This window comes from Bradyrhizobium sp. BR 1432 (assembly GCF_051547705.1).
Classification (GTDB): Bacteria; Pseudomonadota; Alphaproteobacteria; order Rhizobiales; family Xanthobacteraceae; genus Bradyrhizobium; species Bradyrhizobium zhanjiangense.
This window is the reverse complement of the sequence record NZ_JBPUGF010000003.1, coordinates 1,073,321-1,097,362: the sequence shown is the minus strand read 5'-3', so window position 1 is coordinate 1,097,362 and position 24,042 is coordinate 1,073,321. Positions and strand designations below refer to the sequence as shown.

The following is a 24,042-nucleotide window of genomic DNA, read 5'->3' as shown; positions in this document are numbered from 1 at the left end:
GGCTTCGGAGTTGTGGCCAACCCGTTGTAGCGGAGTGCCGTGATGAGCGGGAGCAACAAGCTGACTGGTTGCCGTGTTCTTATCGTCGAGGACGAGTATTTTCTGGCGAATGATCTGGAAGAAGCGCTCAAATCCCGCGGCGCGACTATCATAGGGCCCTTTGGTGACTTTGACGCAGCGTACCGACGAGCGGCGCGCGATCATTTCGACGTAGCCATTATCGACGTCAATCTCCACGACAAGACAGCTTACCCCATCGCTGACGAACTGGTTCGGCAGCGCATACCCTTTGTCTTCTATACTGGGTATGGGAGCGACATCATCCCGGAGCGCTTCGCCGACGTGAAACGGTTTCAGAAGCCCTTCGACCCGTTAGAACTCGTAGAGGATATCGGGCGGCTGTGTCCGCGAGGAAGTGACTAGGACGAAATACGGCTGGCGCCGTCCTTTAGCCCGACACCCACGGACTGGTGTAAGTCCCTCTGGCTCCGGGTCCTTTGGGGCGCGCAGAAAAGCGGGGTACGCGCGACCGAGCCCTTTGAGGATGCAATCGCGCAAATCGGATTTTATTTACCCGCGGTAAGGGCGCTCGATACCCGGTCGGGGGCGCTGCTACTCCGACCGTGCAGTTACAAGTTTCCAGATGGAACACCGTTCGGTACGACCATTGGCTGGATTTGCCATTGTGAATATCTTTGTGCCGTCGGCATGCACTGCAGCGATCTGTTCTCCCGAGACGAGGCCCTTGCGCCGAAGGTTCGTCAGGGCGCGCTTGGTAGCGACGTGCTGCGCGTCATCGATCCAGCGGTTGCCGTTCTTGTCTGGCCTAACCTGATAGACTTCTGCCGCAATGGTGAAGGTTGTCGCCTTCTTGCCCGTGCTCTCGCAGTCCTCGATCACGCGCAAGCACTCACGCTGCACCCAGCCCAAGCCGCGCGACATCGGACGCCTCTCAAATTCTTAAGTGTTACCGAACAGTGCTTACGCTCGTTTGGGTAACACTTATTTTTGGCGCAAGCGTGTCAGGCGGTGCTCACTTGCTCCGCGCCTTGAGGTCCCACAACCGATAGGCTTCCCCCATGTATGGGTCCAGTTCTGTCGGCGGCGGCACGAGCTTGGCGCCCTCCTTGCGGAAGTGATCGATGCCGCGCCCGGCCTTGCGACCCGCGATGGTGTGCTTGTCGTTAGCCCAATCCGGTATCTCCGGCGCGTAGCCTTCCAGCAGAGAGCGAAGCCCGATAGAGGAAGCGAAGTGATCGCCAATGCGGCTCTTCGGCGCGCGGCACATCAGCGCGTTGCCGACGGCAAGCCGTGAGCCGCCTAGCTTCTCCGGATCGTACCATAGCATTGCCTGCTCGCACGCTGCCTTGACGAAGGGGACGATGTGCGGGCTGGCCGCCGTGTCGATGTCCTCATGAGAGATGATCTGGAGCCGCTTGCAGACCATGCTGTGAAACGCTTTGGACGTGTGCATCAGCTCGACGGCGAACTCCATCGCCTCGCGTTCCATGGCTTGATCATCCAGATGTACTGAAGGCCTTCAACATTGTTGTAACAGACTTGCTTGACGAATCCGATAGAGGCGCAACGTTGATCGCCGCCGATATCATATCCAACCATCTGGATGAAACGTTCGAGCGGCTTGCGCCGCCATTTCTGAAGAAAAAAGTGAAACAGATGATCTCCTATCCCGGAGTGGCCAGTACGCTCTCGGGTAAAGCCGACATTGCCGCGCTAAATGGCTGGCTAGACGAGAATCCCTACAAAGCAATCGGACATCTTCGACGGATATGAAATGATGCGGCCCATTCCAACAAAAACTTTTCGCTAAAAGATCAGTCGGATCGTCTCACCGAGATGCTGAGATTGGGCGACAGTATCGCGAACGAAATTCTTGTTCTTAAGGCGAGACCTCGGTCGCTGGGTTGAGGCAGGTAGGCCAGAGGGCGCTGCGCGAGGCGCCGGTCATTCACTGACCGGAGCTTTCTTCGCAGGCGACCATCGGCTGTGGCGCTATCCGCAACGGCAAAAGGACGCCGTCCGAGTGGGATATCCGGAGTGCCCACCGCCCGGGATCTGGCTCGTCACGCAGTCGTTCTCCTTGCGGAGAGGGCTGGCGGGATCGGATCCGACGCACCAATTCCACCGAAGGATACAGGCTCAAACATCGGGGAGGGCGATGTCGACCGTCGCGAAGTTGCTTGCGCAGAAAGAGCAGCTCTTGGAGCGGCTCGAGAGCGCCCCTGGGCCGAACGAACGCGAGGAAATCGAACGGCTGCTCGCGAAGATCGAGACCGCGCTGAGCCTGCTCGAACCGGGAAGCGCCGCCGGTCCCACTGAGGAGTGAGCCGCCACGCCGCGGTCACAGCGCGGCGCTGTGACCGCACGGGAATAGGCCGGCCAATCGCAATTCCTAGCGCAAAAAATCGTGCCGACCTCTTGAAACTTTTTCGCGGCTTCCAAATTTTTTTGTCGCCGCAGACGCGGTCAGGGTGCCTTAGGGGCCCTGCAAGGCGGGCGCCGGGTTAGGTGTCCGGTGCCGGCTCGTACCCATCTTGCTCCAAGGAGGATTTGGCTATGAGGTATGATTGGACTCCCCTGTGGAGGTCGACCATCGGTTTCGACCGCCTTTTCGACGTTCTCGACGAGGTCCAGCGGACCGCCGAAGAGACCTATCCCCCCTACAACATCGAACGTCTCGACGAGAACCGCTTCCAGATCTCGGTGGCGCTCGCCGGCTTCTCGCCGGACGAAGTCGCGCTCACGGTCGAGCAGAACGTGCTGACCCTAGAGGGCCACAAGGCCGAGAAGGAGGAGAAGACCTTCCTGCATCGCGGCATCTCGGCGCGCAACTTCAAGCGCCAGTTCACGCTGGCCGATCATGTCGAGGTCAAGGGTGCCAGGTTCGAGAACGGCCTGCTCATCATCGACCTGCAGCGGGAGATCCCCGAGGCAATGAAGCCGCGCCGCATCGACATCAACGGCGCGACCTCGGGCAACGTCAAGCAGATCGAATCCAAGGCGGCCTGATCGGCCTGCGACGCCCACGATCCACCCGCCGCGCGGACCCGCGCGGCGGGCACCGGCGACTCGTCCAAGTCAGGAGGCGAACATGCGGCCGACGACCGCGATCCACGACAACGTATTCGATTTCGACTACCTGCTTCATCCCCGTACCAAATTCGAATGCCCCCGGGATGTCAGTCTCCCACCCGGGCCTCAGTCTCGGAGAGAAGCGCGCCATACTGGCCTCATGGGCCTCGGACGCATCGGCGATCGCATCTTGCCCGTCGCTGCGGGCTCCCGAAGAGCTGAAGGCGCCCGTCACCATCGACGAAATTCTCGAGGCGCTTTGCGAGCTCGATGGCGGCCCGCGCCATCCGCCTGGCGGCAAACCGATGCGCCTTCGATTGGCGGAGCGGTGCGCGACGGCATGAAGGGGGGCGCCATGGAGAAACCGCAACTGCATCGCGGAATCGGCGAGCCTTCCGAACAAACTGCTGCGCGAGGACTCAAGGCCGAGGGAAACGCTTGTGCCCGCATCGCGAGCGGCAGTAGGCTGCCGCGGCAGGGAAATCCAATGGCGATGGTCCATCCGATCCGGAAGGCATGCCCGGCGTGCGGGCGGCCGATGAAGCTTGGGCCCGATGACCCGAGCAGGAGCGGCAAGCGTTATGTCTGCCCATACTGCGACGGAGATCCCTTGCACGATCCCGCCGCCCAGAAGTGGATCGATAGTCCGCTGAAGCCGCCGAGCCAGTCCTAGTGCGGGCCATTCAGACCGCGCATGCACCCGATCTCCGCACAAGCCCAGTCGGGCTTCACAGGGCGCTCAGGTCGTCCGGAACCTCGCCGAATTTCCGGATCACCTTGGCTTCGCTGAAGTCGCCGCTCGACGGGTCACCGCTCCGCGAAAACGCGATGGCGCCGACGTGGCCGGGCTTGCGCGAGAGCGCCTCGGCGCGCATCACCGCGGAGTTGGCGCTGAAACATTCCGTCGCCTCGCCTGCTGCGAGACCATCGTCCGCGAGGACAAACGGCAGCGCGACGTAGTAGGTCACCTCGGACATCCTATGCCTCCGTTCAGTTGCCTGTCGCCTGCATGTTGCTGTAGCCGGCGAAGGTCATCTCGTTGAGGATCGCGGCCAGAACCGTGGGCAGGGGCGCGTCTTCCATTCCGGAGCCAAAGATGGCTTGGTCGGCGGCCTCATCCAGATCGAGGGTCTTAGGACGACGGGCATCGAGAGCCACTGGCGCCAGTCAACGAATTCTATCGCGAGCAGATCGTCACATCCCTTGAGCACACCGGAGACGTCGAGGTGGTTGCGCCTGGAGTCGTGCCGCACCAGATCGACCCGGCCGGCGTATTCCGTCGGAAGTGGCTTCAGGCTGACGATCTCGTCCCAGGCCTCGATTTGCCCCTGCCGGTTCGCGACCTGCCGAGGGCTTTCCGCCTGTGGCGGAGATGCCCGCGAAGCGGTGAAGGCGCTGCTGGTGGCGAACGATTTCCTCGAAGCGCAGCTCGACGAGCTCCGATCGAAGGTCTCGGCCGGCTACGCGCGCGGCCGGGTTCGCAGCGCGCGCAATCGCAAGGAGTGACCGATAGCTATCGGTCGCGAAGAGGTGACGACATGACCGTTGGAGACCTGTTCGAGTCTCTCGACCGCGACACCGTCATTCGCGAGCTTGAGCAGCAGGGGGCGCAGCGGTGTCAGGCTTTGCGGACATATGGTCATGTTCCCTATTTGTTCACGATGAGTTAAGCTAGGACGGCACCGCGGCCGAGGATTCCGCCGGCGCGGCGTGCGCGATCGCGGAGAATCCGCCCGGAGTGCGGCGGCCATGTCGGAACTAGGCCGCCTCGTTCGTCTTGAGTCCGAGTCCTGCCCCGGAGTTTTGCGTATGGCCCCGCGTGCCAATTGGAAGGGTTTTCTGCGTCTCTCGCTCGTCACCTGCCCCGTCGCGCTCTATCCGGCCACGTCCGAGAGCGAGAAGATCTCCTTCAACCAGCTCAACCGGCAGACCGGCCACCGCATCAAGTACCTGAAGGTCGACGCCGACACCGGCGACGAGGTGCCCAACGAGGACATCATCAAGGGATACCAGCTCGAGAAGGACCAGTTCATCGAGGTCACGAAAGAGGAGCTCGAGGAGATCGCGCTGGAATCCACGCGCACCATCGAGATCGATGAGTTCGTCGACAAGGCCGACATTGACGCGCGCTACCTCATCAGGCCCTACTACCTCCGGCCGGACGGCAAAGTCGGCCACGACGCCTTCGCCGTGATCCGGGAGACCATCCGCGAGATGGACAAGGTCGCGATCGGGCGCGTGGTGCTCACAAACCGCGAGCACATCATCGCGCTCGAGCCGATGGACAAGGGCCTGGTCGGCACGCTGCTGCGCTATCCGTACGAAGTGCGGAGCGAGCAGGAATACTTCGACGAGATCCAGGAGGTGAAGGTCACCAAGGACATGTTGGACTTGGCCAAGCACATCGTGAACCAAAAGTCGGGTCGCTTCGAGCCGGAGAAGTTCGAGGACCACTACGAAACCGCGCTGATCGACCTCATCAACCAGAAGCGCGCAGGCAAGCCGATCACGCCGAAGGAGCGGCCAGCGACTGGCAATGTCGTCGACCTGATGGAGGCGCTGCGCCGGAGCGTCGGCGGCGCCTCGGCCGGGAGCGAGGCTCCGAAGAAGCCGGCCAAGAAGGGGAGGAAGGCCGCCGCTGGGCAGAAGGAAATGCTGATGCCGATCGCCGGCAAGAAGCCGGCGAAGGAGGCGGCGGCGAAGAAGCCTGCGGCCAGGCCACAGCGCAAGTCCGCCTAACAGGAGGAAAGTCGCATGGATATGAAGGAAGCCTCTGCGATGACGGAAGCCTCCGGGCTTGTGAACGACCAGGATGGCGCGGAGTTGGCTGCCGGTGCGAAGCCGGGCTCCACGGCGGGAACGGGGAAGTCTCGCCCGACCTGGTCGCGTTCATCGGATGCCGCGATGCGCTGGGCCGAGCAGCTCCGCGAGGTCACCGTCAAAGCCCCGTTGCAGTCGTTGTTCGTCGCGCTCTTGTTGGGCGTCTGGGTCGCGCGCCGGCGCTAGGCCGAGCCTCAGCACTCCGGGCAGGTGTCGCCGATCGAATTCAACACGTTGCGGACCTCGGTTTCAGCTTCATCGGGTGGGATGCCAGTCGGCGCGTCGCAGCAGGCTAGATCGATAGCCAGCTCACGTGCACGCGGATCGGCCCGGTCCTGCATCCAGCCGTGCTCCTCGCACTCCCGGATGGCGCCAGCCTCGTTCAGCACAGAGATGGCCCAGCCGCGCAACGTGCGGATAGGTGGCCGCTTTTCCTTCGTCATCAGCATCGCGAACAGGTCTCCTGCAAGCCCGAATCCTTCCGGGCCGCCATCCGTTCCGGCGGTTAGCACGGGGCAGGGATTCCGAAATGCCGTGTCTGTCTTTTCCACGTGTTTCGTCCATCTGCAAATCCGGTCGGCGCACCGCAACAGAGCGTCGACGCGGATCGCCAGGTTGACGCTTAGCGGAACATGTATCCGGCCGGCACGATACAGTAGCCGCGCTGAAGCGAGAGGCGTTCGCCCACTCCGCCTACGTGTATGGATCCGACGACAATCCTCTGCTGGGATCGCGCGGTGCTCAAATCGCCGCAAGGGCTTCGCTTGGCATGCGCTTGGCTCGCCTCGCGGACGAGATCGACCAAGCCGTCTGGCTCGACGGCATCAAGATCATCGAAGAAGAGTTGCTCACCGTGTACACGGCGAGCCGGACGATCCTAGGAGGGCAGCGGGCCGGCGGAGTCGAGGCAATCGTATCCCCCCGAATCCACTCCAGCCTCTTGCACAACCAGGCGCAGGCGTTGGCGCTGCGGCGGTGGCGAAGAACGCCGCCTTGTAATGTCACATGTCGTGTGGCATATTGGAACCATGGCATTCAAGCTGCAGCCTGAGTTGAGAGAAGTCGTTCTCGGCGCGGAGACCAAGGTCTTCGAGCCGATGACGAAGGCTGCCGTATTCCTCAGCTTCCACCATCAGCACGCTGCTGAAGTGGCGCGGCTCGTCTCGGCGCTCACCGAAGACGAGAACCTCAAGCAGAAGCGCTTCTGGTCGACCCTTAGTCATCGCGACATCAAGCCGGCGTCGCTGCTGCTGACCGAACAGGCGAAAGTCCGCGAGAACGGCCGCGCTGCGGGCGCGCCGTTCTGGCAGGATCGCGCGCGCATCGACGAAGCATACATATCGCGAAAGCAGATCGAGGCCATCCGCGACGAGGTCGCTGATCTCTGGAAGAGCCTCTTGCCGGGCCCGGTCATCGTCGACGGAAATCACGATGTCCAAGATTACACTTTCCCGGATCCGGATCCGGAGTTTCTCTTCCATCTGTGTCATGAGATTGCGCATGTGCACCTGTCCGAGACGGATGTCCGGCGCATCGAGTCGGTGGTCAAGCAGGCCATCCAAAAGCGCGTCCGCCGCATTCAAAGGTTCGTCTTCAGGCGGACCCGCGCCTACCTGCGCGGCAACGACGCGGAGCGCGTCGCGATTCATCGCTACCGAGTAAGGACCGGAATTTCTCCTCCCGGCATCGAGCCGAACTGGACGACGTGTTCGTCCAATCCAGCATCGATTCCAATTCTTGAGGAGAAGTACCATGAACACGTTCGCCGACGAGCGAACCGAAGACGTTTTCCATGGCCGGCACCGGACGGATGTGCCCGAAAGCGTCGCGCGTCGAGCCGCCAGGCAGATCGACATCCTGCTCGCAGCCGCGCGGTTGGAGGACTGTCGCATCGCGGGCCGGGGACGTATCGCGAAGCGCCGCAACACCGCGCCGCCCACCTTCTGCTGCAACACAGAGGGCCAATGGTGGATCACCTTCCAATGGCAGCTTGAAAAGGCTGTCAACATCGCGCTCGAAGACACGGGCTAAGACGATCGAGGCCAATATGACGGAACGACGACCGACCAGTCCGGGTGAGGTGCTCCGCGAGGAGTTCCTCACCCCTTGCGTGATCACTCAGGACGAACTTGCCGAGGCGATGGGCGTATCGCGCTTTCGCGTCAACGAGATCGTCAACGGCAAACGGGCGATCACCGCGGAGACCGCGATCCTGTTGAGCAAGGCGCTCGGCACGTCGGCCAAACTATGGATGAACCTGCAGACGGCGGTCGATCTGTTCGACGCCGAGAAGAAGCTCGCGGGCGCGGCCGATGCCGTTCGCTGTCTTCTCCCGGCTACGGAAATGCCCGCCTAAGCAAGCGGTGCCGGATCCTCCTTCTCGCAGGTCGCCACGATTTTCAAGGCGCCGTCCGGCAGCGGCCGCTGCAGCCGCTTGGCCTCGTCCCACGGCGCGCGCAGCCAGACGTCGTATTCGTCCGCGGTCGTTAGGATGACCGGCATCGCCTTCGGATGCACGCGCTTCACTTCCTCGTTCGGCTCCGTCGTCAGGAATGCGTAGATGTCGGCGGTGACTTCGCCTTCCTTGGCCTTCCGCACACTGGTCCAATTCGTCCAGAGGCCCGCAAAGGCGAGCAGGGGTCGGCTTTCGTCGGGAGCGAACCAGACCGGCACCTTCTTGCCGTCCACGGTGTCGTACTCGCTGAACGAGGTGAACGGCACAAGGCAGCGATGCTCCGTACCGAGCCATCGTTTCCAGTGTGCGCTTGAGACGTTGCGGATGTTGGTCATTCCGGAATCTAGCTCCATCCGGAGGAGCCCCTTGAAGTCGACCTCCTTGCCCTTGGCCTGCAGTTTGTCGGCTCGCTTCTTCGTCGCGTCCATCAGCGCGCGCTGTGACGAGGGCATGCCCCAGCGTGCCATGACGATCTCTCGTACCTCGGCGTCATTACGCACGATCGGTGCAGGATAGTCGGGGAAAATGCCGGGCATCGACGGCAGGTTGCCGACCTTGCTGTTGAGCGCATTGAACAGGCGCCGGATCGCGTCAACGTTCTTGGTCATGCTGTAAAGATTGCACATGAACCTGCAGCCCTATTCCGAATCTTCGCTACGCGCGTTCTGATCGTCACGCGTTGCGACGGATCGGGAAGCTATGCTTCGCGCGGCTCTCGCCGCTTCGCTATCGATTCTGAGTGCGAACAATTCCGGCTTCGCTTGCAGTTCGTTGAACAGCGTATGAGCGATCGCCTGGTAGACTTCGTGCAACAGTTCGTTGGTTTCGAAGAGCAGTTTCCCGATCAGAGTGATGCCTTCGTCGAAGACGGTCTGGATCAGATATATCGGTGGTTCGCCGTCCCCCGTCGATACGTCGAAAGGCTCCGTCGTCATGCGCATCATCTCCTCGTCGGAATGGGCCATGATCGTATTGCGCATCTCTACCAGTCGCGCATGCAGTGCCCGCTTTTCGTCGGAAAGCCTCAAGCCCACCATCTTCATGGAGAGTGGCATCGTCCCGCCCCGCGACTGGGTAAACGGCCTGGTGTAGGCGACGACGAGAGTGGTCTCGAAACAGCGAAAGCGCCGGAGATCGACCTTGGAATAGCTCGCATCCTCGTCGCACTCGTGAAGGAACGCGCACGCACTCAGGGCCTGCTGCAGGTCATTCAGCGAGTACAGGATGCGACGCCTGCGCGCGTCCGCGTGCAAGGTTGCCTTATCCTGATGTGGTGCGGACATGATGGTGGACCTGCCTTGTTGCATGGCCTCACGGCGGCGAAAGATCGTATCGACATCGAACTGCCAATTGTAACAGCGTAGTCGATGGGCGGCGCCCGGCATTAGCACATTTGCTGCACCGGAGCCGGCCGGCCAAGTCGTGAACAAATGTCGTCGACGGGTCGGAGAGGGCTGCGAGGTCGACGTCCCGGCGGGTCTTGCAGCGAGAGCATTCGATTTCGAGCCAAGGGTAGCCGCCGTTTATTGCCTGGTCGATCGATGGCGACGGATCGATGGGCGTGCCATCCGCCCACATCCGCTCGTTCCAGCTTTCTGCGGACAACTTGTCCGCCTGGCGGATCAGCTTCTCGCCTTCGACCCAGAGCTCCGCTGACCGCTGCGCCAGCACGGTCGTCATCGCCCGTGCCCTATGCACCTCCTTTTGGAGCGCCTTGCGGTCGCCTCCCGACAGCGACGTGGGATGATGCTTCGGCGCCATTCGCTGACACCTATTCGTAGCTTGGCCAGCAGCCGTCCTCTACGTGGCGCCCGGTCCGCTGCTGGCAGGTGTCATCGAGCAATCGCTGACCGACGTCTTTCCAGAGAGACTCGGGACCGTAAAGCCTTACCGCATCGATCTTTTGGATCTCGACCGTCCTGCCGCAGCGGTGACAGGCGACCCGCAGCAAGTGCCGCTGGATGTCGGCCAGCTTCTGCTTCCATACCGGATCGCCGGTAGGCCGGGCGTCGGCGGAAGCGTCGTCCAGGACGGCGTTCCAGTATTCGGGCGGCATCGCGTCGGCGGGACCAACCGGATCCGATGGCGGCGCATTTCTGCCGACGGCAGCCTCAGCAGCCATCTTATCCATCATTTTGGGGCTCGGCATGCGCCAACTGGCGGGACGATCGGTCATGTCCAAAATAGAACATAACAAGAACATGGATGTCCAGCTTGTGGTAGGCCGGTGATGGAAAAAGGAGGCACCAAAGCGCGAAGCGGACCGCGATCGGCCGCCTAGACACGTGATGGAGCGGGCCGGAGATCTCCTGAATCGAGGAAATCACGGAGAAAACCCTGAAACTGCTCCGTTTATTCTTGCGGTTGCGCGAGCGTGACGGTTCAATCCATCGGCTGAAGGACCGCTAGATGAAGCTGTTTGGCTATCTTCCGGAGACGCTTTTCAAGCCCTTGTCGGGGCCGAAGAAGCACGTCTACGCCCGGCTCCTGATGCGCCTCTACGAGAGGGTCTATTCGGCCCGGATCCTGGAAACGCCGCTCAGGGAAGAGGTCGTCAAGCAGATCGAGATCGGGCTTTCGGACTTCGGCATCGGATCGATGGGCGATCTCACCGAAGGCGATTCGGAGGAGGACCAGACGACGAGCCAGGCCCACTATCTGGCCTACTACCGGCTGCGCGACACCGGGTGGCTCACGGAAGAAACCGAGAAGTGGCGCACCTACGTCGACATGAACCCGGACGCGTTCATGGTGCTGGGCGCGATCACCGACTTCGGCAACAGCCGCGTGCGCGTCGCCGGCGCCGTGGTGGACGTCAAGAACAACCTGGAGGCTGCGTTCCGGGAGCCGGAGACCATGGCCCAAGGTCTCGCCAACGCGCACGACACGGCCGCGCGGTTCGCCCGCAGCATGCGCCGCATCCTGGCCGGCATGCGCGAGATCGAGGACCGCATCCTGGGCAATCCGAACGCGGCGGCCATCCTTCGCACGTTCTTCCAGGACTTCGTCGACGGACTGCTGATCGCCGACTACAAGCAGCTCAAGACGTCCAACAATCCCTACCGTCACCGTCGCACGATCGCCTCCCTGGCGGGCGACATGCTCGCGGACGCCGGGCTCGTCGGCAAGATCTCGCGCGCCTACATCGAGCAGGGTGTCATGGCCGCGGGCGCCACGATCGTCACGGCCGAGGAGCGCGTCATCGCCGAGCTCGGGAAGATCAAGAGCGTCTTTGAGGACGTCGGTCCCTTCATGGACAAGATCGAGGATTTCCGCGATCGCCTCGAACGCCGCATCCGTACCACCGTCCACTACATGGACATCATGGGAGAAGGATCCGCGGAACGAATCGTCCGGCTGATCGAGCAACTCTCGAAGATCGGTAGCGACGAGGTGGAGATTCGTCTGAAGTCGCCGGATGTCGGTCTGCCGATCACGTCGCTCGCGCTGTACACCCCGCCGCCGCCGAAGGCTCCGCCCGAGCGGACGCGCTTCAAGGTGCCAAAGCAGGATCCCTATCTGCGCGCCTATGTCCAAGCTACGACCGAGTTCGATCGGATGGTGCGCGTGTCCGACCAGAAGCTGCTCGAGTTCGCTCGTCGGCAGATGCAAGGCCGCGATGCCGTGTCGTCCGGAGAGATCGAGATCGAGAGCATTCCGGATCTCTTCGCCTACCGCGCGCTGCCGAACCTGGCGGCGGTCGGCCGCTCGGTTAAGCTGGGAGAATTCACGATCATGCTCGAGGAGGGGCGTACCGCCAACGACTGGATCGACGTGACCGCCTTCCGGATCGAGAGAACGAGGACCACGGCCGATGCTGCGTGATCTCTCCAAAATCATCGATGACGCGGACTCCGAAGGCCAGGACGGGGACCAATTGCAGAAGGAGCTGCGTCAGGCCGCCCAGGCGCTCTGGCGGGCCCAGTTCATCTACGAGAACGACTGGGGCATGAAGACCTCCTACGAGGTGCTCCGCCGCTACATGGGCTATTTCGAGAACCTGTTCGACGCGCTCGGATACCGGGTCGTGGGAAGGCCGAACGACGGCTACGTCGGCCTGGTGGCGAACGAACTGCCTCCGCGCCAGAACATGAAGCTCGACGAGAGCCTGCTGCTGCTGGTGCTGCGGCTGCACTACGAGGAGGCGTTTACGCGGTTCGAAGCCAGGGAATTCGGCGAGGTAGAGGTCGAGAGCGAGCAGATACTGCAGATCTACGAGGATCGCACTCATCGGGAGCGGCCCAACTTCGGGCGGGTGAAGGAAATCCTGGCTGGCTTCCGGCAGCGCGGGCTCGTCAGGATCGAGGATCGGGACGACAGGAACTTCACCCTGTTCCTGCGACCTGCGTTGCCGATCGTCGTCTCCAAGGACACGCTCGGCTCTCTGGACGAGTTCGTGTCGCGCTCCACCGCGGCGACCGCAAAGTCCGACGCCGCGAGCGAGGTGCAGGCGTGATCGAACTCCGTCGCATCATCCTTGTCGATTGGTACCTGTTCCGTGTGCAGCAGGTCGATATGCGCGGCATGACCGCCATCATCGGGCCGAACGGCGCGGGAAAATCGGCGATCATCGACGCCGTGCAGACGGTGCTCTCCGGCGCAAGCATGGCCAGCATCCGGTTCAATCCGAGTGCCCAGAGCAACGTCAGGAGCAAGCGGACGCTACGCGACTATTGCCTCGGCGTGGTCTCGCTCGACGAGAAGGGCGAGCGGTCGGAGCCGACGCGCCAGCATGCCTACACTTACGTCATCCTGGTTTTCGAGGACCTGGCCGACGGCTCGGCCGTGAGCCTAGGCGTGGCCTTTTCGGCCTCGGCGTCGAGAAGCGATGAGTCCTGCGAGGCGCGCTTCATCGCCAAGGGCGCGCTGACCAAGGACGATATCCTCGCTTCGGTTGGTGACGACGAGGTCGAGACGCTGCAGTGGCATGCCGTGCGCAACGCGTTGCGAGCCCGGAATATCGAGGTTGACGATGCGTTCTCGAGCGCGACCGACTTCGTGGCGGAAGCGCTCAGGGTCTTGTCGCCGGCGGGCTTCCCGCTCGATCCGAGGCGATTCCAGAGGGCGTTCCGTAATGCCCTGCTGCTGAAGCCGGTGGACAATCCCACCGAGTTCGTCCGGAACTACGTTCTCGACGTCCAGCCGATCCAGGTCGACAGGCTCCGGCGAGGTATCGAGCACTGGCGTTCGCTGACCCGCCGCATCGAGGAGTTGAAGGCCCAGAGCGCGAGCCTCGCCGGGATCCTCCGGATTGTGGCTCGCGCCGTCGAAAACGAGCGGGTCATCACGGTTACCAATTGGCAGATCGCCCGCCTGGAGTGGGAGAAGTTCCGGCGGGACGCGCGACGCCAGGAAGAGAATATCGCGCAACTCAAGAGCGCCGCTGCCAAAGCGGAAGTGGAAGCCGTCGCCGCGTCGACCCGGCACTCGACGCTCGAGACGGAGCTCAAGGCCGTCGAGTTGTCGATCAATACCAGTGACGGCGAGCAGCTCGCCCAGATGTATGAATCTGACAAGAACTTCACCGTGGGCCAGCGCGGAAATGCCATGGCGCCGGTCAAGGAGATCGATGGGCTCATCGCTTCGATCAAAAAGGCCGTCGACCGCAATCTGCTTGTGCGCCGGGATGATCTGCTGCATGCGCTGCTGAGCGCGGTCGTCATCGCTCGGGGAAGGGCACCGCTTTCCGAGTGGGACAAGACGCTTCCCGAGGACTGGAAGAACAGCGCTTCCCATCTCGATGCAGCTCTTGCTGCCGTCGACCAGGAGCGACTTGCGGCCGTCCGCAAGACGTTTTCCGACGTCCATTTCAATGCCCGCATGGCGACCAAAGAGCTTCAGGATCGTATCGATCAGATCGACAGCAACTTGAAGCGCATGGACCAGGGGCTGAGCCCGATCGAGCGGGGCACTCGGGATCTGATCGATCAGCTTCGCTCGCACGGCATCGAGGCCGAGCCGCTATGCGATCTGGTCGAGATTCGCGACGACAAATGGCGGATGGCGGCCGAGGCCGTCTTGGGTCGCTCCCGTGAGGCGTTGATCGTCGAGCCGGGTCGCGCGGTCCGCGCGCTGGAAATCTACAGGGAAGGCGGGGAATATTCGTTCCAACACGCCGAGGTCATCAACACGACCAAGACCGATTACACCCGGCCGGCCGAGAAGGGTTCACTGGCGCAGATCATCAGCACGGAAAACCGGCATGCCCGGGCATTCCTCAACTATCGGCTGGGCCGGCTGATGATGGTGGAGACCATGGATAGGATGGTCGCCGCCGAGAATGCCATTACGCCCGACCGGATGATGCAGGGCGGTCGGACCGTCCGGCGGCTTTCCAAGCCGGAGTACCTGAAGCTCGGACGCGCCACGCAGGCTCAGATGCGCCAGCAACTTGAGAACGAGCGGAAAGATCTCGCGCTACGGCTCGCCGAGCAGGCGCGTGAGGTCGTGCGGTTGGAAGAGGACGCCAGTCTCTTCAGCGACATGTTTGCTCAATTTCAGAAGGTGCAAGCCGCAGGACTGAGCTGCCTGGCGTGCGGCGCCGCCCTGGTCGAATTCGATCGCAAGATTTCGGACGTTGAGAAGAACATCGAGGACGCCAGGCGCAATCGCGATCCGAAGCTTATTTCGGAGCGGGATCGGCTGCGATCTGAAGCGGCGGTGGCTGTCAGGGTCAAGAATTCGACGCAAGAGACCTTCAAGGGTGCGCAAACAGCGCGCGACCGCGCCGAGGGCGCATACGAAATCTACGTGCGAGAGAACCGCGACGTCTTGTCATCGGGTCGGCGCGGCCGCGCGCGCCAGGTACGCGAAGGTTTTTCGCAGTCGACGGCCATACGGGATTACCGGGTGCAGGTCGGTGCCATCGCCACCGAATCCATTCAGAACGTCATCTCTGGATTCGTCGCGGATCGGGATCGTCGTGCGACCGAGCGGCGCTCCAGCCTCATGCGCGAAATGACCGGCGCGATGAACAAGCATGGCCAGGAATTCCATGTCGTGCCGCCCTTCACTGCCGAAGAAGCGACGCCGGCGGCCGTCGAGCAGTGGGCCGCCGCCGAAAAGCAACGTCTCGATACTCACGAACTGGTCCAGTACGAGGAGCAATGCCGGAATGCCGCGACCGAGATGACCTCGGCGTTCCGAGACGACCTTCTGCACCGCCTGGACGACGCGTTCACGGGCATCAAGTCCACCTTGAACGAGCTCAACCGGCACCTAAAAGATCGTCAGTTCCACGGGCGGGACTACTACTCGTTCAAGGCGCTGGAGGCCCCGACCCATGTCGACATGATCGAGCTCGTCGAGGAGTTCAGGAAGCCGGAATTCAATCTGCCACTCTTTGAGGACCGCAGCGGGGACGCGACCTCTCCCATGATGCGGGCGGTCCGTCAGATCGAGGAGATCCTGTCGAATCCGGAGGCGCGGACCGAAGACATCGAGGACCCGCGCAAGTATTTCAATTTCGAGCTCTACATCCAGGACGCCGAGGGCAAGATCCGTTCGTCGCTGACGAGCCGCGCGGGCACGGGGTCCGGAGGCGAAGGACAACTGCCGTTCTACATCGCCATCGGCGCCTCGCTTGCGGCCACGTACCAGAACCGCAGGACCGGCGAGAGCGGACTGTCGCTCGCAATTTTCGACGAGGCTTTCAACCGGTTGGACACCAGGGCCATCGGTCAGTGCTCGGAGTTCATGCGCGATCTCGGGCTCCAGGTCATGCTGGCTAGCCCCGACGAAAAGCGGCACGTGTTCATGGAAGTGGTCGATGCCGTGGTGAACGTGAACCGGCTCGGCAACCAGGTGATGATCGACACCGAGTTCCTGACGGAGAAGGCCCGCGACGCGATCGTTGCGATCGATCCGTACCGCAAGGGCTTCGACGTGTTCAAATCCGAGCTGATCGCCGCCGAGAAGGCTAAGGCCGTCCCGCAAGACGAGGCCGCGGAATGACCGACGTTCGTGCAACGGATGTCGGCGTCGAATTCCTCGAGCGGCTGCTGGACCGGAGCGAGCGCAACCCAGATCGCTCACGGCCGGCTTCCGCGGCGCCAGAGTACGACAGACTCTCAACTGCGCAGCGGGTGAGCCGGTTTCACGATCTGATGGCCGCTGCGGAGAGGTTCGGCGCCGTCGAGGTGCAGTGGGGCAAGAGGGATCGGGGTCACCTGATCGAGCGGGTCCGTGTCCTGGACCCCGAACTGCTCGCCAGGCATCTCGGTCGCCCGACCGCGCCGGCGGTCGCGCAACGCGTCAGGGACAAATTGCTTCCGGTTGCAGCGACCGGAGAACCTTGGGTTGCTGCGCTGTTGCATGAGATGGCGGCTGAGGTGGGCGCGCGGCGAGGCCTCCTATCGCCTGACGGCTGTTCAGACCGATGCCGCGAAAGAGTTCTTCACGCTGCTTGCGTCCATCTCGCGGCAAGAGGCCCGCGGACTGGACGCGCGAACCTTCTCCAAAAAGGCGACGAACGACACAAAGGCTTTCGATCGGCACGCTTCGCGAATCGCCGCCGTTCTCAGCGTCCGGATCGGACAGCCCCGCGCACCGGCGGATGTGGTCTGGGCGCACATCGGGCTGGAGCGCTTCAGTCATCCCGTTCACCTGAAAGGGCCTGTTGCCGTGGAAGGGGCCAGTGGCCGCCTGGTCGATGGCCGTGTCAGGCCGTTCGCCTCCGTTCATCCGGAGATGCTCTCGCAAATGTTGGTCCTGGAACGGCCGACCGCAGTGCTCACGATCGAGAACTATGCAAGCTTCAATCGTCAGGTTCGCGAGATAGAGGATGGCAGCCTGGTCGTGTACACCGGCGGCTTTCCAGCAGCGGGAGTCATCGAGCTTCTATCCAAGGTCCTGCGGATCATATCGATCGACGTACCGTTCCTTCATTGGGGCGATGTGGACGCCGGTGGTGTGCGCATTTTCAGGTATCTGGAAGAAAACTTGCCTCGAGGGCCGCGTCCGCATCTGATGACCAAGGAGCTGGCCGAGAAATCGGGCCAGCCGGCGGATGCGGATCCGGGGTTGGCTTCGATCGCAAGGTCCGAGAGCGCCGTCCGCGATCTGGCCGAATGGTTGGCATTCGGTTCAGACGCGCGCCATCTGGAGCAGGAGGCGCTGGATCCGGTGCGGCCATCGGCGGGGATCAACGCCTCATGAACCGTTCATATGTGTCTTCGAGGGGCTTCCCTTCGTTCCAGGACTGGCGTCGATCCCGATGGATGCCCTTCCATCCATCCGGCAGATGCTGATCGGCGGCCGCTTCCGGTTCGTCGAGATGCGAGGGTCGCGCTTCCGCTACCGCCAGACCTTGCGCAATAGCTTCAAGCTGAAGATGAAGCTCGATCCAGATGATCTCCGGCGTAGAGTTGCCGGGCTGAGCCGACGGTCTGTCCGCGCCTCCGGACGAGGCGCTGACGCTGCGGCGGCCGCTGCCCGATAGGGTGCCGCGGATCGCCAAAGGAAGACCCGTCGTCGGCGGCTTAGCGAAAAATCGCCACACCGAAACCATATGGCCAAGTATTTGCCATCACCTATCACATCGGCCGCTGTTGCGTCAGACTTACATTGGCGGCGCTCCGAACGACGCTCTAGAGCATGTTGTTTTTTGCCGGAATCGGGATTCCCTGCGGGGAGGATTTCTGATTCAAGCTCCATGCTGGAAAGCGGAGGCCAGCATGGATGACGCGACCGCTTTCGGAAGACATTCGCGAACGCGCTCTTGCGCGAGCTGACGCGGGCGAGACCGTTCGTTCGATCGCAGAAGCGCTTCAGATCAGCCCTTCCTGTGTGACGAAGTGGAAGAATCTGCGGCGGGAGACCGGAGGCGTTTCTCCCGGCAAGATCGGCGGTCACAAGAAGCCGGTTCTGTCCGGCACCAATGCCGACTGGCTGCGCAAACGCATTCACTCCGGCCCATTCACTTTGCGGAAGCTGACGGAGGAACTGGCTGCGCGCGGGATCAAGACAGACGTGCGGGCGGTGTGGACGTTCGTTCACGCCGAAGGGCTGAGCTTCAAAAAAAACGGTCCTGCCGGCCGAACAAGATCGTCCCGATATCGCCCGTAAACGGACGCGCTGGAAGACCCATCAGGGCAGGATCGACGCTTCGCGCCTGGTCTTTATCGACGAGACCTGGATCAAAACCAACATGGCGCCGCTGCGAGGCTGGGGGCCGAGCGGGCAACGTCTCCAGGCGTCTGCGCCTTTCGGCCATTGGAAGACCATGACCTTCATCGCGGCGCTGCGCCACGATCGGATCAGCGCGCCATGGGTCATCGACGGCCCAATCAATGGCGAGCTCTTCACCCTTTATATCGAACAGGTACTGGCGCCGACCCTCGCAAAAGGTGAACTCGTCATCCTCGATAATCTCGGCAGTCACAAGGGCAAGGCGGCGCGCAACGCCATCCGCGCCACAGGAGCACATCTGCTCTTCCTGCCGCCCTACAGCCCCGACCTCAACCCGATCGAGCAGGTCTTCGCCAAGCTCAAACACCTGATGCGAGCCGCCCAGACACGTGATGTCGAAGCGACTTGGCGCAAGGTCGGCGAACTCCTCGACCTCTTCTCCAAGGAGGAGTGCGCCAACTATCTCAAAAATTCAGGGTATGTTTCCGTATAAAAACATCACGCTCTAACCAGATTGAAGAAACCGCAGACAAACTCCGCGTGATCTTCAGTGCCATGAGCAAGCAGAGAGGCGTCCCGGCGTCTCTAATACTCATGCCGTCGCATCAGACCTGGGCGAAGGAGGACGGACTTACCAGAACGCCATTCTCGCGGTTCGCTTAGCCCTTCTCGATCTCGATATGAATGAACTACAGAGCGGTGCTTAGCCGTGCTGGATATGCCGGCAGATAAGGCGCAAGACTCAGACCCCGTCATCTGTGGTTACAAATCGCGATGCCTATGATGGAGTCCGCGTCGGGCGCGCCGGGAAGGTGGCTGGTATGTTCGAGGATAAGCCGGCCAATCGCCCGCTTCACATGCACAAAGAGCGCGTGCATCTGGTCGTGGTTGAAGGTTAGCGGCTTTCCCGGTTGAGACAGGTCGGCCATGACCTTGAGCTTTGCATGTTCGGACGCGGTGACGTTCCCGGCGTTGTGAATGATCGCCTTACGAAGCGTGCGAAGATCGCCCATTTCATCGATCTTGATCGTATTCGGCTCGACGCCGCGAATGCGCGCGATGCGAGGCCGCGTCTCTTCATCCCACGTCGCAAAGATGAACACCACAATCGCCCACCACACTTGTTGCTCGTTGAAACCCGCTTCCGAATTGACGTTGATGAATTCATCCGCTCGAATGATGCGATGATGAAGAACATCGGGACTACTAGGATCTTCCACACTTGCCCAGGTGACGACGGGTTGCCCATCGACAATACGGCGGCTGATTGGCCGTTGCACCCGGGGCATCTGCCGCTCGACGCGCACCTTGTTCCCTTGAAACCCCGATAAGCAATCGCAATAAAACGCCCGCCTGTCGGTTCACGAAATCGATGAACTCGCGCAACACGTCTAATTCGGCGTTCATCTTCTCGTGATCCATCTCACCATTCTAACAGCAACATGCGATTCCTGCGACGCATAGCGAGCATTGGGGGGGCATCCGCCTGCGCTTCGCTCCGGCGGAAACGGGCTCTATTCGCTTCGCTCACCGAGCCGCCTAAGGCGTCTCGGCCCTTCGGGTAACGATCGCCGTGCCCCGCGCTATCGCGCGCATTTCTTTTGGGAGGGGACATCCCTGGCGAGGTGCAAGAAGACAAGTCCGCGCGGCATCCCCACGTCTTCCCATGCTTTTTGATTTTGTTTTTTTGAATGGGGCCCCTCGTGCGGAGCCTCCGCGCCGATGCTTGCATTGCCACCCCGAAGAGGGCTGTCCATTGCTTTTCAAGCGCGGACTTGCGCCCAGCGCCGAAAACAACGACCAAGAAAGGAAGCCCTCAGATGAAATTGTTACTCGATCACCAGCGCACCGAATTGCTCGCAAATAGCAAGGCCAATATCACCCTTTCCGAAAGCGGCCTCAACGAGCAGGACTTCAATCCCGTGGTCAGGCCTGTTTCTAAATTCGTCGGGCTCGCCTGGAAACTGCATTTCCTGCGACGTCTATTGACCGCGCCGGCGGGCCGAGCATGAAGTTGCCCGATGTCTTGGTTCCGAACAGCGTGAACATTGCAACACAATCAACCCCGCCGATGACTGAGCGTGCCCGGCCCAAAATGCAGGCTTGCGGTTCGATACGGGGCAGACCTTCGACAGCGAGGAGGCTTGCGGATCGAACGGCAGAGTACGTCTTGCGGAATATCTGCGCCAACGTGGGCTACCCGACGGGCGACCGCAAATATAGCTTGCTCTCTGCACTAGCGCATGGCGCGAAAGCATTCTTGACCCGCGAGGTGGGCCCGCTTGCCGACTATAGGCGCGCTGTTTTAGACACCTTCCAGCCGCTCGCACGGCCACCTTCGCCGGGCTCCATCCCCGCTTGATAGAGAATAGCTTCACCCAAGGACCACGCCTTACCAGCCCGTTCGAAGAACCCCTCAAAGCTTTCCTCGGTCTCAGGTCTAACGGTTCTCACATGCACGCTTATATTTTTAACGTCTACGAGCGTATCCCAAGGTTCGAAATCAGGATCATCGAGCCGCACGCGGAGTTTGGCCAACCCAGCGAACACTCGTTGATATAAGGCTCGCCGACTCCAGTTGAGGATCGAAGCCATGCCGTACTTTGTTTCGATATCTGTTGCTCGTGAGATTTGTTCAATTCCATAGCGGACGGCTTGCTCCTCCGCTTTTAGATCCGGTAGGCCATGCTGAGGGTCAGCGGCTCCAATCTTCTCGTGGGCGACCTCCAGCAGGCGCCAAAGAGCGGCGAGCACCTCCGCGATCTCTATCATTTCGGTTTGCAGGAGCCCTTCCACCTCCACACGATCGGCGGACGCACGCCGCTCGTCCGCAGTGATTTGCATCTGCACCGCACTCCATGCGAGCCAGCCGGCAAAGATCGCGGCGTCGGCAGCCAATAGGCCGCCAGCCAGATTTTCGTAGTTGCCTATGGCACAGCCGAGCACCTTAATGAACACGAGGCCGCAGGAATGCGGTCCCCATGTGAGGGCACTAGCCATGAGTAAGCTAGAGACAATTACCAGGCCTGCCCCGAGCAGAAGTCCGCGTAACCAGCGTGCTCGGCTCATTGTTTTGCTTCCTGCGAACAGCCGGCGGGAACTGGTGCGAGTGTCCACGACGGCGGACATGGCTCGGCTGCCAACGGGGATAAAATTCGCCGAGCGACGGTAAAGGTCTTGATGCTGTCTTCTTGATCGGCAAATCGGATTCGAACCGCAAACTGCAATTCTATGCCAGGTGTGAATGAATCTTCTTTTCCATCAGTCACTCCCGACACGCGGACTTTCACCGTGCCGACGCTCTTGGGCGAGATTGTCCCCATGGTGGATAAATCCAGTGCCGACTTTAATCGGTCGATGCTCTGACTAGCGGAGGACAAATACAGATTCCCGATCTCAATCGAATGCACAGCCGTGATATCCAGTGGAGTTATGTTGATTTCTCCTCGGTTGAGGATCGAAACTGTCATTGTTGCGCTTGACGGTCGGACGTAACTGTATGTCTACCGCTGGCGTTCTCTCCATTAACTCACGCTTGTCTTTTGCGACACTCAGATCATAGGATAGCTTTGAAATCACAAAGCTCGCGCCGGAAATACCTAAGGCGATCAAAGAAATGATCGTCGCGGTTTGCGGGAATTTCCATTTCATCTTTGAGCGCCCAACAAGGTGGCCGCGTTCTTTAGGTGTGGCGAGGCCGCGAGTCGCTCCACTCTAGCTGGAGGCAACCAGGCTGAGAATAACGCCATAAAAGGTCTGCACTGTCGGAATCAACAGGAGGAAGAAGCCGATCGCATAGCAACCAGCGGTGAACAGCCTCAAGGCGGGCTTGCTATTATCGTGGGCCATGAAGGAAAGCGCCAAGATGTCGCTGCGCGTACCGCCGTCGAACGCAACGTCAGCTAACTCGTCGACAAATATCGACCGAATCCGGTTAGGAAAAGCCATGGCATAAGCCAACTTTGAAGTGTCTGGGTGTCCGCTGCGATCCTCGTAGACCTCCGCATCCAACTCGCTCTCCGGGTTGGCGCGGCACCAAGGCCCGTAGATTTCGAGAACAACGGTGTGAAAAAGCATCTGAAAATCAGTTGGAGCTCCGGCCCTGCGAAACCAAATCGGCGACGTGAACAGGAACTGATGTTCAGCCCCATTAAACCAGTCCCAGTAACACGCTTCGTAAGCAATTTGACGTAGGGCGATTTTAAACCTCGGCCTACTTGCGAACGGTGCTTCGGTGGACTGATAAGCGGTGAGGGACGAGTGATCCTTGACCGTCGTAGGGCAGAAGAGTCCAAAAAGGGCAGATCCGAATCCAAGAAAGCTGAGACCGAAATAAACGTAGTACAGGCGAGACAGAGTCAGCGCGTGAGCGGCATCACGAGCCTGCTCGCCTCCATCGCGATCTAGATGGAGCCAGAGGCGAACCAACGCCGGAGAGAGAGAAAGTGCGTCTACGACGGTTTGATTGAAGAGGATGATCGATCCTAGAAACGGTACGATTACCGTGAGAGCAAGTAGTCGCGATTGGCCAATGCGGCGAACCGCCGACCAAGGGACTTTCGCAACGGGATGATTTTCCAGCGTCCGGAATATTGCGCTGTTCCACCTTGAGCGGATAGCGCCGGCGACGGCGGAGAGCCTAGCAGTGAAGGCTGTGACGTTCATGGGGCGAGGGGCGGATCATCAATCTCAACGGAGAACGTGGTCTTCGAAAGGCGAGCTCGGCGCACGGAGATGCGGTCGTAGGTGGTCCCGCGTAGTAGATCCATAAGGCGCGACCGACCTTCGTCCGAGAAGCGAGGTCCGAGGATAATCGACACGAGAGAGCACGGCTTAAATCTCACTGATGAGGTTTCTTTCTTTTCGTATACGAGCCTAACCTCAGCTTCATAAGACCAATCGGTCGACTTTGTGGAGAAGAGCGTCTTTTCACTCTCCGCTCTGCGGAGAAAGTGTTTCTCGCTTCGCTTTGACGACAGTGCCAGTGCAAGGCTGAGCGGATAAGTGGGTCGATATTGGGAATAACTAACGTAGCCTAAATTTAGCCTTTGGTGCCATTCAAAGCCGCTCGGGAGGAAGTGGAGGCAAGTACCTTGATAACTGTTTGAGTAGTGAGCCCAGAGCAGCGCAGAGTCAGAACGCTCAGAGAATGATACGATGCGATAGCGCGACGAGATATCGATCAAATACTCGCCGGCTTGCTGCACGTACCGTTGGCGATCGGCGAATATCTCACCCACGGTCCGTCCAGTTCCCTGCAGCCGCTCTAACAGGGCATTGTGGCCAACGGCTTCGGCTATGACGTCGGGGTTCAGATCATCGAAAACACATGGCAGCACTTCAAAGGGGTCGTTCAAGTTTGCAGCAACAGAACCGGTGAGCTCTGAGGAATGCAGGGTCCGCGAGAGATGCTCCCAGGATGCTTCCGATGCTAGGCTGATGTACTTGAAGAGAGGCTGGTACTCACTAGGCCGACGGATGTTGATGCTGGTTTGCAGACGAGAAATCTGGTCGTCGGCCCAATTCTCAAAAGCGAAATCTGACAT

32 protein-coding genes and 2 pseudogenes are annotated in these 24,042 nt (G+C 60.9%); 18 read left to right on the top strand and 16 right to left on the bottom strand.

What is annotated here, in order from left to right:
* Positions 1-42: 42 nt before the first annotated feature.
* Positions 43-423, top strand: a complete 381-nt coding sequence (locus tag ACSKB8_RS05320) for a response regulator (protein ID WP_438103034.1) — start codon at positions 43-45, stop codon at positions 421-423.
* Between the two features lie 189 nt (positions 424-612).
* Here ACSKB8_RS05320 and ACSKB8_RS05315 read toward each other — a convergent pair whose 3' ends face one another.
* Together ACSKB8_RS05315 and ACSKB8_RS05310 are read right to left on the bottom strand one after the other, a co-directional pair.
* Positions 613-942 (bottom strand): hypothetical protein, encoded by a 330-nt coding sequence (locus tag ACSKB8_RS05315; RefSeq protein WP_438103033.1) that lies wholly within the window; start codon positions 940-942, stop codon positions 613-615.
* A gap of 91 nt (positions 943-1,033) precedes the next feature.
* A complete protein-coding gene (locus ACSKB8_RS05310) occupies positions 1,034-1,510 on the bottom strand; it encodes a hypothetical protein (RefSeq protein WP_438103031.1) in 477 nt (158 codons plus the stop codon).
* A 50-nt stretch (positions 1,511-1,560) separates the two neighbouring features.
* On the opposite strand from ACSKB8_RS05310, the gene ACSKB8_RS05305 reads away from it, so the two are divergent.
* The 5 genes and pseudogenes from ACSKB8_RS05305 (at position 1,561) to ACSKB8_RS05285 (ending at position 3,766) form a co-directional block, all read left to right on the top strand.
* Positions 1,561-1,794, top strand: coding sequence for a hypothetical protein (locus ACSKB8_RS05305; RefSeq protein ID WP_438103029.1), 234 nt, complete (start codon positions 1,561-1,563; stop codon positions 1,792-1,794).
* Between the two features lie 385 nt (positions 1,795-2,179).
* A complete protein-coding gene (locus ACSKB8_RS05300; RefSeq protein ID WP_438103027.1) occupies positions 2,180-2,347 on the top strand; it encodes a hypothetical protein in 168 nt (55 codons plus the stop codon).
* A 230-nt stretch (positions 2,348-2,577) separates the two neighbouring features.
* Complete coding sequence (locus ACSKB8_RS05295; RefSeq protein WP_438103026.1) at positions 2,578-3,030, top strand: Hsp20 family protein; 453 nt, start codon at positions 2,578-2,580, stop codon at positions 3,028-3,030.
* 82 nt (positions 3,031-3,112) lie between these two features.
* Positions 3,113-3,437: pseudogene (locus ACSKB8_RS05290) on the top strand (hypothetical protein).
* Between the two features lie 143 nt (positions 3,438-3,580).
* Positions 3,581-3,766, top strand: a complete 186-nt coding sequence (locus ACSKB8_RS05285; protein ID WP_438103025.1) for a hypothetical protein — start codon at positions 3,581-3,583, stop codon at positions 3,764-3,766.
* 55 nt (positions 3,767-3,821) lie between these two features.
* On the opposite strand, the gene ACSKB8_RS05280 is transcribed toward ACSKB8_RS05285, so the two are convergent.
* Together ACSKB8_RS05280 and ACSKB8_RS05275 are read right to left on the bottom strand one after the other, a co-directional pair.
* A complete protein-coding gene (locus ACSKB8_RS05280; protein WP_438103023.1) occupies positions 3,822-4,070 on the bottom strand; it encodes a hypothetical protein in 249 nt (82 codons plus the stop codon).
* Positions 4,071-4,083: 13 nt separating this feature from the next.
* Positions 4,084-4,251, bottom strand: a complete 168-nt coding sequence (locus ACSKB8_RS05275) for a hypothetical protein (protein ID WP_438103021.1) — start codon at positions 4,249-4,251, stop codon at positions 4,084-4,086.
* Between the two features lie 380 nt (positions 4,252-4,631).
* Between ACSKB8_RS05275 and ACSKB8_RS05270 the strand changes: the two genes are divergently transcribed.
* From ACSKB8_RS05270 to ACSKB8_RS05260, 3 genes are all read left to right on the top strand, one after another.
* The gene (locus ACSKB8_RS05270; RefSeq protein WP_438103019.1) at positions 4,632-4,763 is read left to right on the top strand and encodes a hypothetical protein; all 132 of its coding nucleotides are present in this window, start codon (positions 4,632-4,634) and stop codon (positions 4,761-4,763) included.
* A gap of 139 nt (positions 4,764-4,902) precedes the next feature.
* Positions 4,903-5,832 carry a Ku protein gene (locus ACSKB8_RS05265; protein WP_438103017.1) on the top strand — a complete coding sequence of 310 codons (930 nt, stop codon included), beginning with the start codon at positions 4,903-4,905 and terminating at the stop codon, positions 5,830-5,832.
* A gap of 15 nt (positions 5,833-5,847) precedes the next feature.
* On the top strand, positions 5,848-6,099 hold the full coding sequence (locus ACSKB8_RS05260) for a hypothetical protein (protein WP_438103016.1): 252 nt from the start codon (positions 5,848-5,850) through the stop codon (positions 6,097-6,099).
* Between the two features lie 8 nt (positions 6,100-6,107).
* Here the strand turns inward: ACSKB8_RS05260 and ACSKB8_RS05255 are convergent, their stop codons facing one another.
* Together ACSKB8_RS05255 and ACSKB8_RS05250 are read right to left on the bottom strand one after the other, a co-directional pair.
* Positions 6,108-6,362, bottom strand: a complete 255-nt coding sequence (locus ACSKB8_RS05255) for a hypothetical protein (RefSeq protein WP_438110410.1) — start codon at positions 6,360-6,362, stop codon at positions 6,108-6,110.
* Between the two features lie 552 nt (positions 6,363-6,914).
* Entirely contained in the window at positions 6,915-7,562 is a 648-nt protein-coding gene (locus ACSKB8_RS05250; protein ID WP_438103014.1) for a hypothetical protein, read from the bottom strand.
* Between the two features lie 103 nt (positions 7,563-7,665).
* Here ACSKB8_RS05250 and ACSKB8_RS05245 point away from each other — a divergent pair, with 103 nt between their 5' ends.
* Positions 7,666-7,944, top strand: coding sequence for a hypothetical protein (locus tag ACSKB8_RS05245; RefSeq protein ID WP_049831776.1), 279 nt, complete (start codon positions 7,666-7,668; stop codon positions 7,942-7,944).
* A gap of 16 nt (positions 7,945-7,960) precedes the next feature.
* On the top strand, positions 7,961-8,269 hold the full coding sequence (locus ACSKB8_RS05240; RefSeq protein WP_438103012.1) for a HigA family addiction module antitoxin: 309 nt from the start codon (positions 7,961-7,963) through the stop codon (positions 8,267-8,269).
* Here ACSKB8_RS05240 and ACSKB8_RS05235 read toward each other — a convergent pair.
* From ACSKB8_RS05235 to ACSKB8_RS05220, 4 genes are read right to left on the bottom strand one after another with little or no spacing between them, the layout of a single operon-like run.
* On the bottom strand, positions 8,266-8,994 hold the full coding sequence (locus ACSKB8_RS05235) for an SOS response-associated peptidase (RefSeq protein WP_438103010.1): 729 nt from the start codon (positions 8,992-8,994) through the stop codon (positions 8,266-8,268). The two genes, ACSKB8_RS05240 and ACSKB8_RS05235, sit on opposite strands and share 4 nt — an antisense overlap.
* Positions 8,995-9,006: 12 nt before the next feature.
* Positions 9,007-9,651, bottom strand: coding sequence for a hypothetical protein (locus tag ACSKB8_RS05230; protein WP_438103008.1), 645 nt, complete (start codon positions 9,649-9,651; stop codon positions 9,007-9,009).
* Positions 9,652-9,679: 28 nt separating this feature from the next.
* On the bottom strand, positions 9,680-10,129 hold the full coding sequence (locus ACSKB8_RS05225) for a hypothetical protein (RefSeq protein ID WP_438103006.1): 450 nt from the start codon (positions 10,127-10,129) through the stop codon (positions 9,680-9,682).
* Between the two features lie 10 nt (positions 10,130-10,139).
* Entirely contained in the window at positions 10,140-10,544 is a 405-nt protein-coding gene (locus ACSKB8_RS05220) for a hypothetical protein (RefSeq protein ID WP_438103004.1), read from the bottom strand.
* A 233-nt stretch (positions 10,545-10,777) separates the two neighbouring features.
* Between ACSKB8_RS05220 and ACSKB8_RS05215 the strand changes: the two genes are divergently transcribed.
* From ACSKB8_RS05215 to ACSKB8_RS05195, 5 genes and pseudogenes are all read left to right on the top strand, one after another.
* A complete protein-coding gene (locus ACSKB8_RS05215) occupies positions 10,778-12,193 on the top strand; it encodes a Wadjet anti-phage system protein JetA family protein (protein WP_438103003.1) in 1,416 nt (471 codons plus the stop codon).
* Complete coding sequence (locus ACSKB8_RS05210) at positions 12,183-12,824, top strand: DUF4194 domain-containing protein (protein WP_438103001.1); 642 nt, start codon at positions 12,183-12,185, stop codon at positions 12,822-12,824. Before ACSKB8_RS05215 ends, ACSKB8_RS05210 begins: the two co-directional genes overlap by 11 nt.
* Positions 12,821-16,321, top strand: a complete 3,501-nt coding sequence (locus tag ACSKB8_RS05205) for an SbcC/MukB-like Walker B domain-containing protein (RefSeq protein WP_438103000.1) — start codon at positions 12,821-12,823, stop codon at positions 16,319-16,321. The genes ACSKB8_RS05210 and ACSKB8_RS05205 overlap by 4 nt, the downstream gene beginning before the upstream one ends.
* Positions 16,318-16,626, top strand: a pseudogene (locus ACSKB8_RS05200) (Wadjet anti-phage system protein JetD domain-containing protein); the annotation flags it as partial. The gene ACSKB8_RS05205 and the pseudogene ACSKB8_RS05200, both read left to right, overlap by 4 nt.
* Positions 16,627-16,681: 55 nt before the next feature.
* On the top strand, positions 16,682-17,524 hold the full coding sequence (locus tag ACSKB8_RS05195) for a Wadjet anti-phage system protein JetD domain-containing protein (RefSeq protein WP_438102998.1): 843 nt from the start codon (positions 16,682-16,684) through the stop codon (positions 17,522-17,524).
* Here the strand turns inward: ACSKB8_RS05195 and ACSKB8_RS05190 are convergent.
* Positions 17,511-17,825: a hypothetical protein gene (locus ACSKB8_RS05190; protein ID WP_438102997.1), complete on the bottom strand. Its 315-nt coding sequence runs from the start codon at positions 17,823-17,825 to the stop codon at positions 17,511-17,513. The two genes, ACSKB8_RS05195 and ACSKB8_RS05190, sit on opposite strands and share 14 nt — an antisense overlap.
* Positions 17,826-18,046: 221 nt before the next feature.
* Here ACSKB8_RS05190 and ACSKB8_RS05185 point away from each other — a divergent pair.
* Positions 18,047-18,989 (top strand): IS630 family transposase gene (locus tag ACSKB8_RS05185; RefSeq protein ID WP_438101750.1). Its coding sequence is split into 2 segments (ribosomal slippage): positions 18,047-18,382 and positions 18,384-18,989, totalling 942 coding nucleotides; the frame shifts between segments, so codons are not numbered across the junction.
* Positions 18,990-19,248: 259 nt separating this feature from the next.
* On the opposite strand, the gene ACSKB8_RS05180 is transcribed toward ACSKB8_RS05185, so the two are convergent.
* On the bottom strand, positions 19,249-19,803 hold the full coding sequence (locus ACSKB8_RS05180; RefSeq protein ID WP_438102995.1) for a hypothetical protein: 555 nt from the start codon (positions 19,801-19,803) through the stop codon (positions 19,249-19,251).
* Positions 19,804-20,316: 513 nt separating this feature from the next.
* On the opposite strand from ACSKB8_RS05180, the gene ACSKB8_RS05175 reads away from it, so the two are divergent.
* Positions 20,317-20,508 (top strand): hypothetical protein, encoded by a 192-nt coding sequence (locus ACSKB8_RS05175; RefSeq protein WP_438102994.1) that lies wholly within the window; start codon positions 20,317-20,319, stop codon positions 20,506-20,508.
* A gap of 277 nt (positions 20,509-20,785) precedes the next feature.
* Here ACSKB8_RS05175 and ACSKB8_RS05170 read toward each other — a convergent pair whose 3' ends face one another.
* The 4 genes from ACSKB8_RS05170 to ACSKB8_RS05155 all read right to left on the bottom strand — a co-directional run bounded on the left by ACSKB8_RS05170 (position 20,786) and on the right by ACSKB8_RS05155 (position 24,042).
* Positions 20,786-21,454, bottom strand: coding sequence for a hypothetical protein (locus tag ACSKB8_RS05170; protein ID WP_438102993.1), 669 nt, complete (start codon positions 21,452-21,454; stop codon positions 20,786-20,788).
* A gap of 107 nt (positions 21,455-21,561) precedes the next feature.
* Positions 21,562-21,966: a hypothetical protein gene (locus ACSKB8_RS05165; protein ID WP_438102991.1), complete on the bottom strand. Its 405-nt coding sequence runs from the start codon at positions 21,964-21,966 to the stop codon at positions 21,562-21,564.
* A gap of 244 nt (positions 21,967-22,210) precedes the next feature.
* The gene (locus ACSKB8_RS05160; protein WP_438102989.1) at positions 22,211-23,161 is read right to left on the bottom strand and encodes a hypothetical protein; all 951 of its coding nucleotides are present in this window, start codon (positions 23,159-23,161) and stop codon (positions 22,211-22,213) included.
* Positions 23,158-24,042: a DUF2971 domain-containing protein gene (locus ACSKB8_RS05155; RefSeq protein WP_438102987.1), complete on the bottom strand. Its 885-nt coding sequence runs from the start codon at positions 24,040-24,042 to the stop codon at positions 23,158-23,160. Before ACSKB8_RS05155 ends, ACSKB8_RS05160 begins: the two co-directional genes overlap by 4 nt.

Excerpts from the sequence above, each read along its gene's own strand:
- ACSKB8_RS05320 (WP_438103034.1), top strand. The coding sequence starts at position 43 with ATGAGCGGGAGCAACAAGCTGACTGGTTGCCGTGTTCTTATCGTCGAG.
- ACSKB8_RS05315 (WP_438103033.1), bottom strand. The coding sequence starts at position 942 with ATGTCGCGCGGCTTGGGCTGGGTGCAGCGTGAGTGCTTGCGCGTGATC.
- ACSKB8_RS05310 (WP_438103031.1), bottom strand. The coding sequence starts at position 1,510 with ATGGAACGCGAGGCGATGGAGTTCGCCGTCGAGCTGATGCACACGTCC.
- ACSKB8_RS05300 (WP_438103027.1), top strand. The coding sequence starts at position 2,180 with ATGTCGACCGTCGCGAAGTTGCTTGCGCAGAAAGAGCAGCTCTTGGAG.
- ACSKB8_RS05295 (WP_438103026.1), top strand. The coding sequence starts at position 2,578 with ATGAGGTATGATTGGACTCCCCTGTGGAGGTCGACCATCGGTTTCGAC.
- ACSKB8_RS05285 (WP_438103025.1), top strand. The coding sequence starts at position 3,581 with ATGGCGATGGTCCATCCGATCCGGAAGGCATGCCCGGCGTGCGGGCGG.
- ACSKB8_RS05280 (WP_438103023.1), bottom strand. The coding sequence starts at position 4,070 with ATGTCCGAGGTGACCTACTACGTCGCGCTGCCGTTTGTCCTCGCGGAC.
- ACSKB8_RS05270 (WP_438103019.1), top strand. The coding sequence starts at position 4,632 with ATGACCGTTGGAGACCTGTTCGAGTCTCTCGACCGCGACACCGTCATT.
- ACSKB8_RS05265 (WP_438103017.1), top strand. The coding sequence starts at position 4,903 with ATGGCCCCGCGTGCCAATTGGAAGGGTTTTCTGCGTCTCTCGCTCGTC.
- ACSKB8_RS05260 (WP_438103016.1), top strand. The coding sequence starts at position 5,848 with ATGGATATGAAGGAAGCCTCTGCGATGACGGAAGCCTCCGGGCTTGTG.
- ACSKB8_RS05255 (WP_438110410.1), bottom strand. The coding sequence starts at position 6,362 with ATGCTGATGACGAAGGAAAAGCGGCCACCTATCCGCACGTTGCGCGGC.
- ACSKB8_RS05250 (WP_438103014.1), bottom strand. The coding sequence starts at position 7,562 with ATGAATCGCGACGCGCTCCGCGTCGTTGCCGCGCAGGTAGGCGCGGGT.
- ACSKB8_RS05245 (WP_049831776.1), top strand. The coding sequence starts at position 7,666 with ATGAACACGTTCGCCGACGAGCGAACCGAAGACGTTTTCCATGGCCGG.
- ACSKB8_RS05240 (WP_438103012.1), top strand. The coding sequence starts at position 7,961 with ATGACGGAACGACGACCGACCAGTCCGGGTGAGGTGCTCCGCGAGGAG.
- ACSKB8_RS05235 (WP_438103010.1), bottom strand. The coding sequence starts at position 8,994 with ATGTGCAATCTTTACAGCATGACCAAGAACGTTGACGCGATCCGGCGC.
- ACSKB8_RS05230 (WP_438103008.1), bottom strand. The coding sequence starts at position 9,651 with ATGTCCGCACCACATCAGGATAAGGCAACCTTGCACGCGGACGCGCGC.
- ACSKB8_RS05225 (WP_438103006.1), bottom strand. The coding sequence starts at position 10,129 with ATGGCGCCGAAGCATCATCCCACGTCGCTGTCGGGAGGCGACCGCAAG.
- ACSKB8_RS05220 (WP_438103004.1), bottom strand. The coding sequence starts at position 10,544 with ATGACCGATCGTCCCGCCAGTTGGCGCATGCCGAGCCCCAAAATGATG.
- ACSKB8_RS05215 (WP_438103003.1), top strand. The coding sequence starts at position 10,778 with ATGAAGCTGTTTGGCTATCTTCCGGAGACGCTTTTCAAGCCCTTGTCG.
- ACSKB8_RS05210 (WP_438103001.1), top strand. The coding sequence starts at position 12,183 with ATGCTGCGTGATCTCTCCAAAATCATCGATGACGCGGACTCCGAAGGC.
- ACSKB8_RS05195 (WP_438102998.1), top strand. The coding sequence starts at position 16,682 with ATGAGATGGCGGCTGAGGTGGGCGCGCGGCGAGGCCTCCTATCGCCTG.
- ACSKB8_RS05175 (WP_438102994.1), top strand. The coding sequence starts at position 20,317 with ATGAAATTGTTACTCGATCACCAGCGCACCGAATTGCTCGCAAATAGC.
- ACSKB8_RS05165 (WP_438102991.1), bottom strand. The coding sequence starts at position 21,966 with ATGACAGTTTCGATCCTCAACCGAGGAGAAATCAACATAACTCCACTG.
- ACSKB8_RS05160 (WP_438102989.1), bottom strand. The coding sequence starts at position 23,161 with ATGAACGTCACAGCCTTCACTGCTAGGCTCTCCGCCGTCGCCGGCGCT.
- ACSKB8_RS05155 (WP_438102987.1), bottom strand. The coding sequence starts at position 24,042 with ATGTCAGATTTCGCTTTTGAGAATTGGGCCGACGACCAGATTTCTCGT.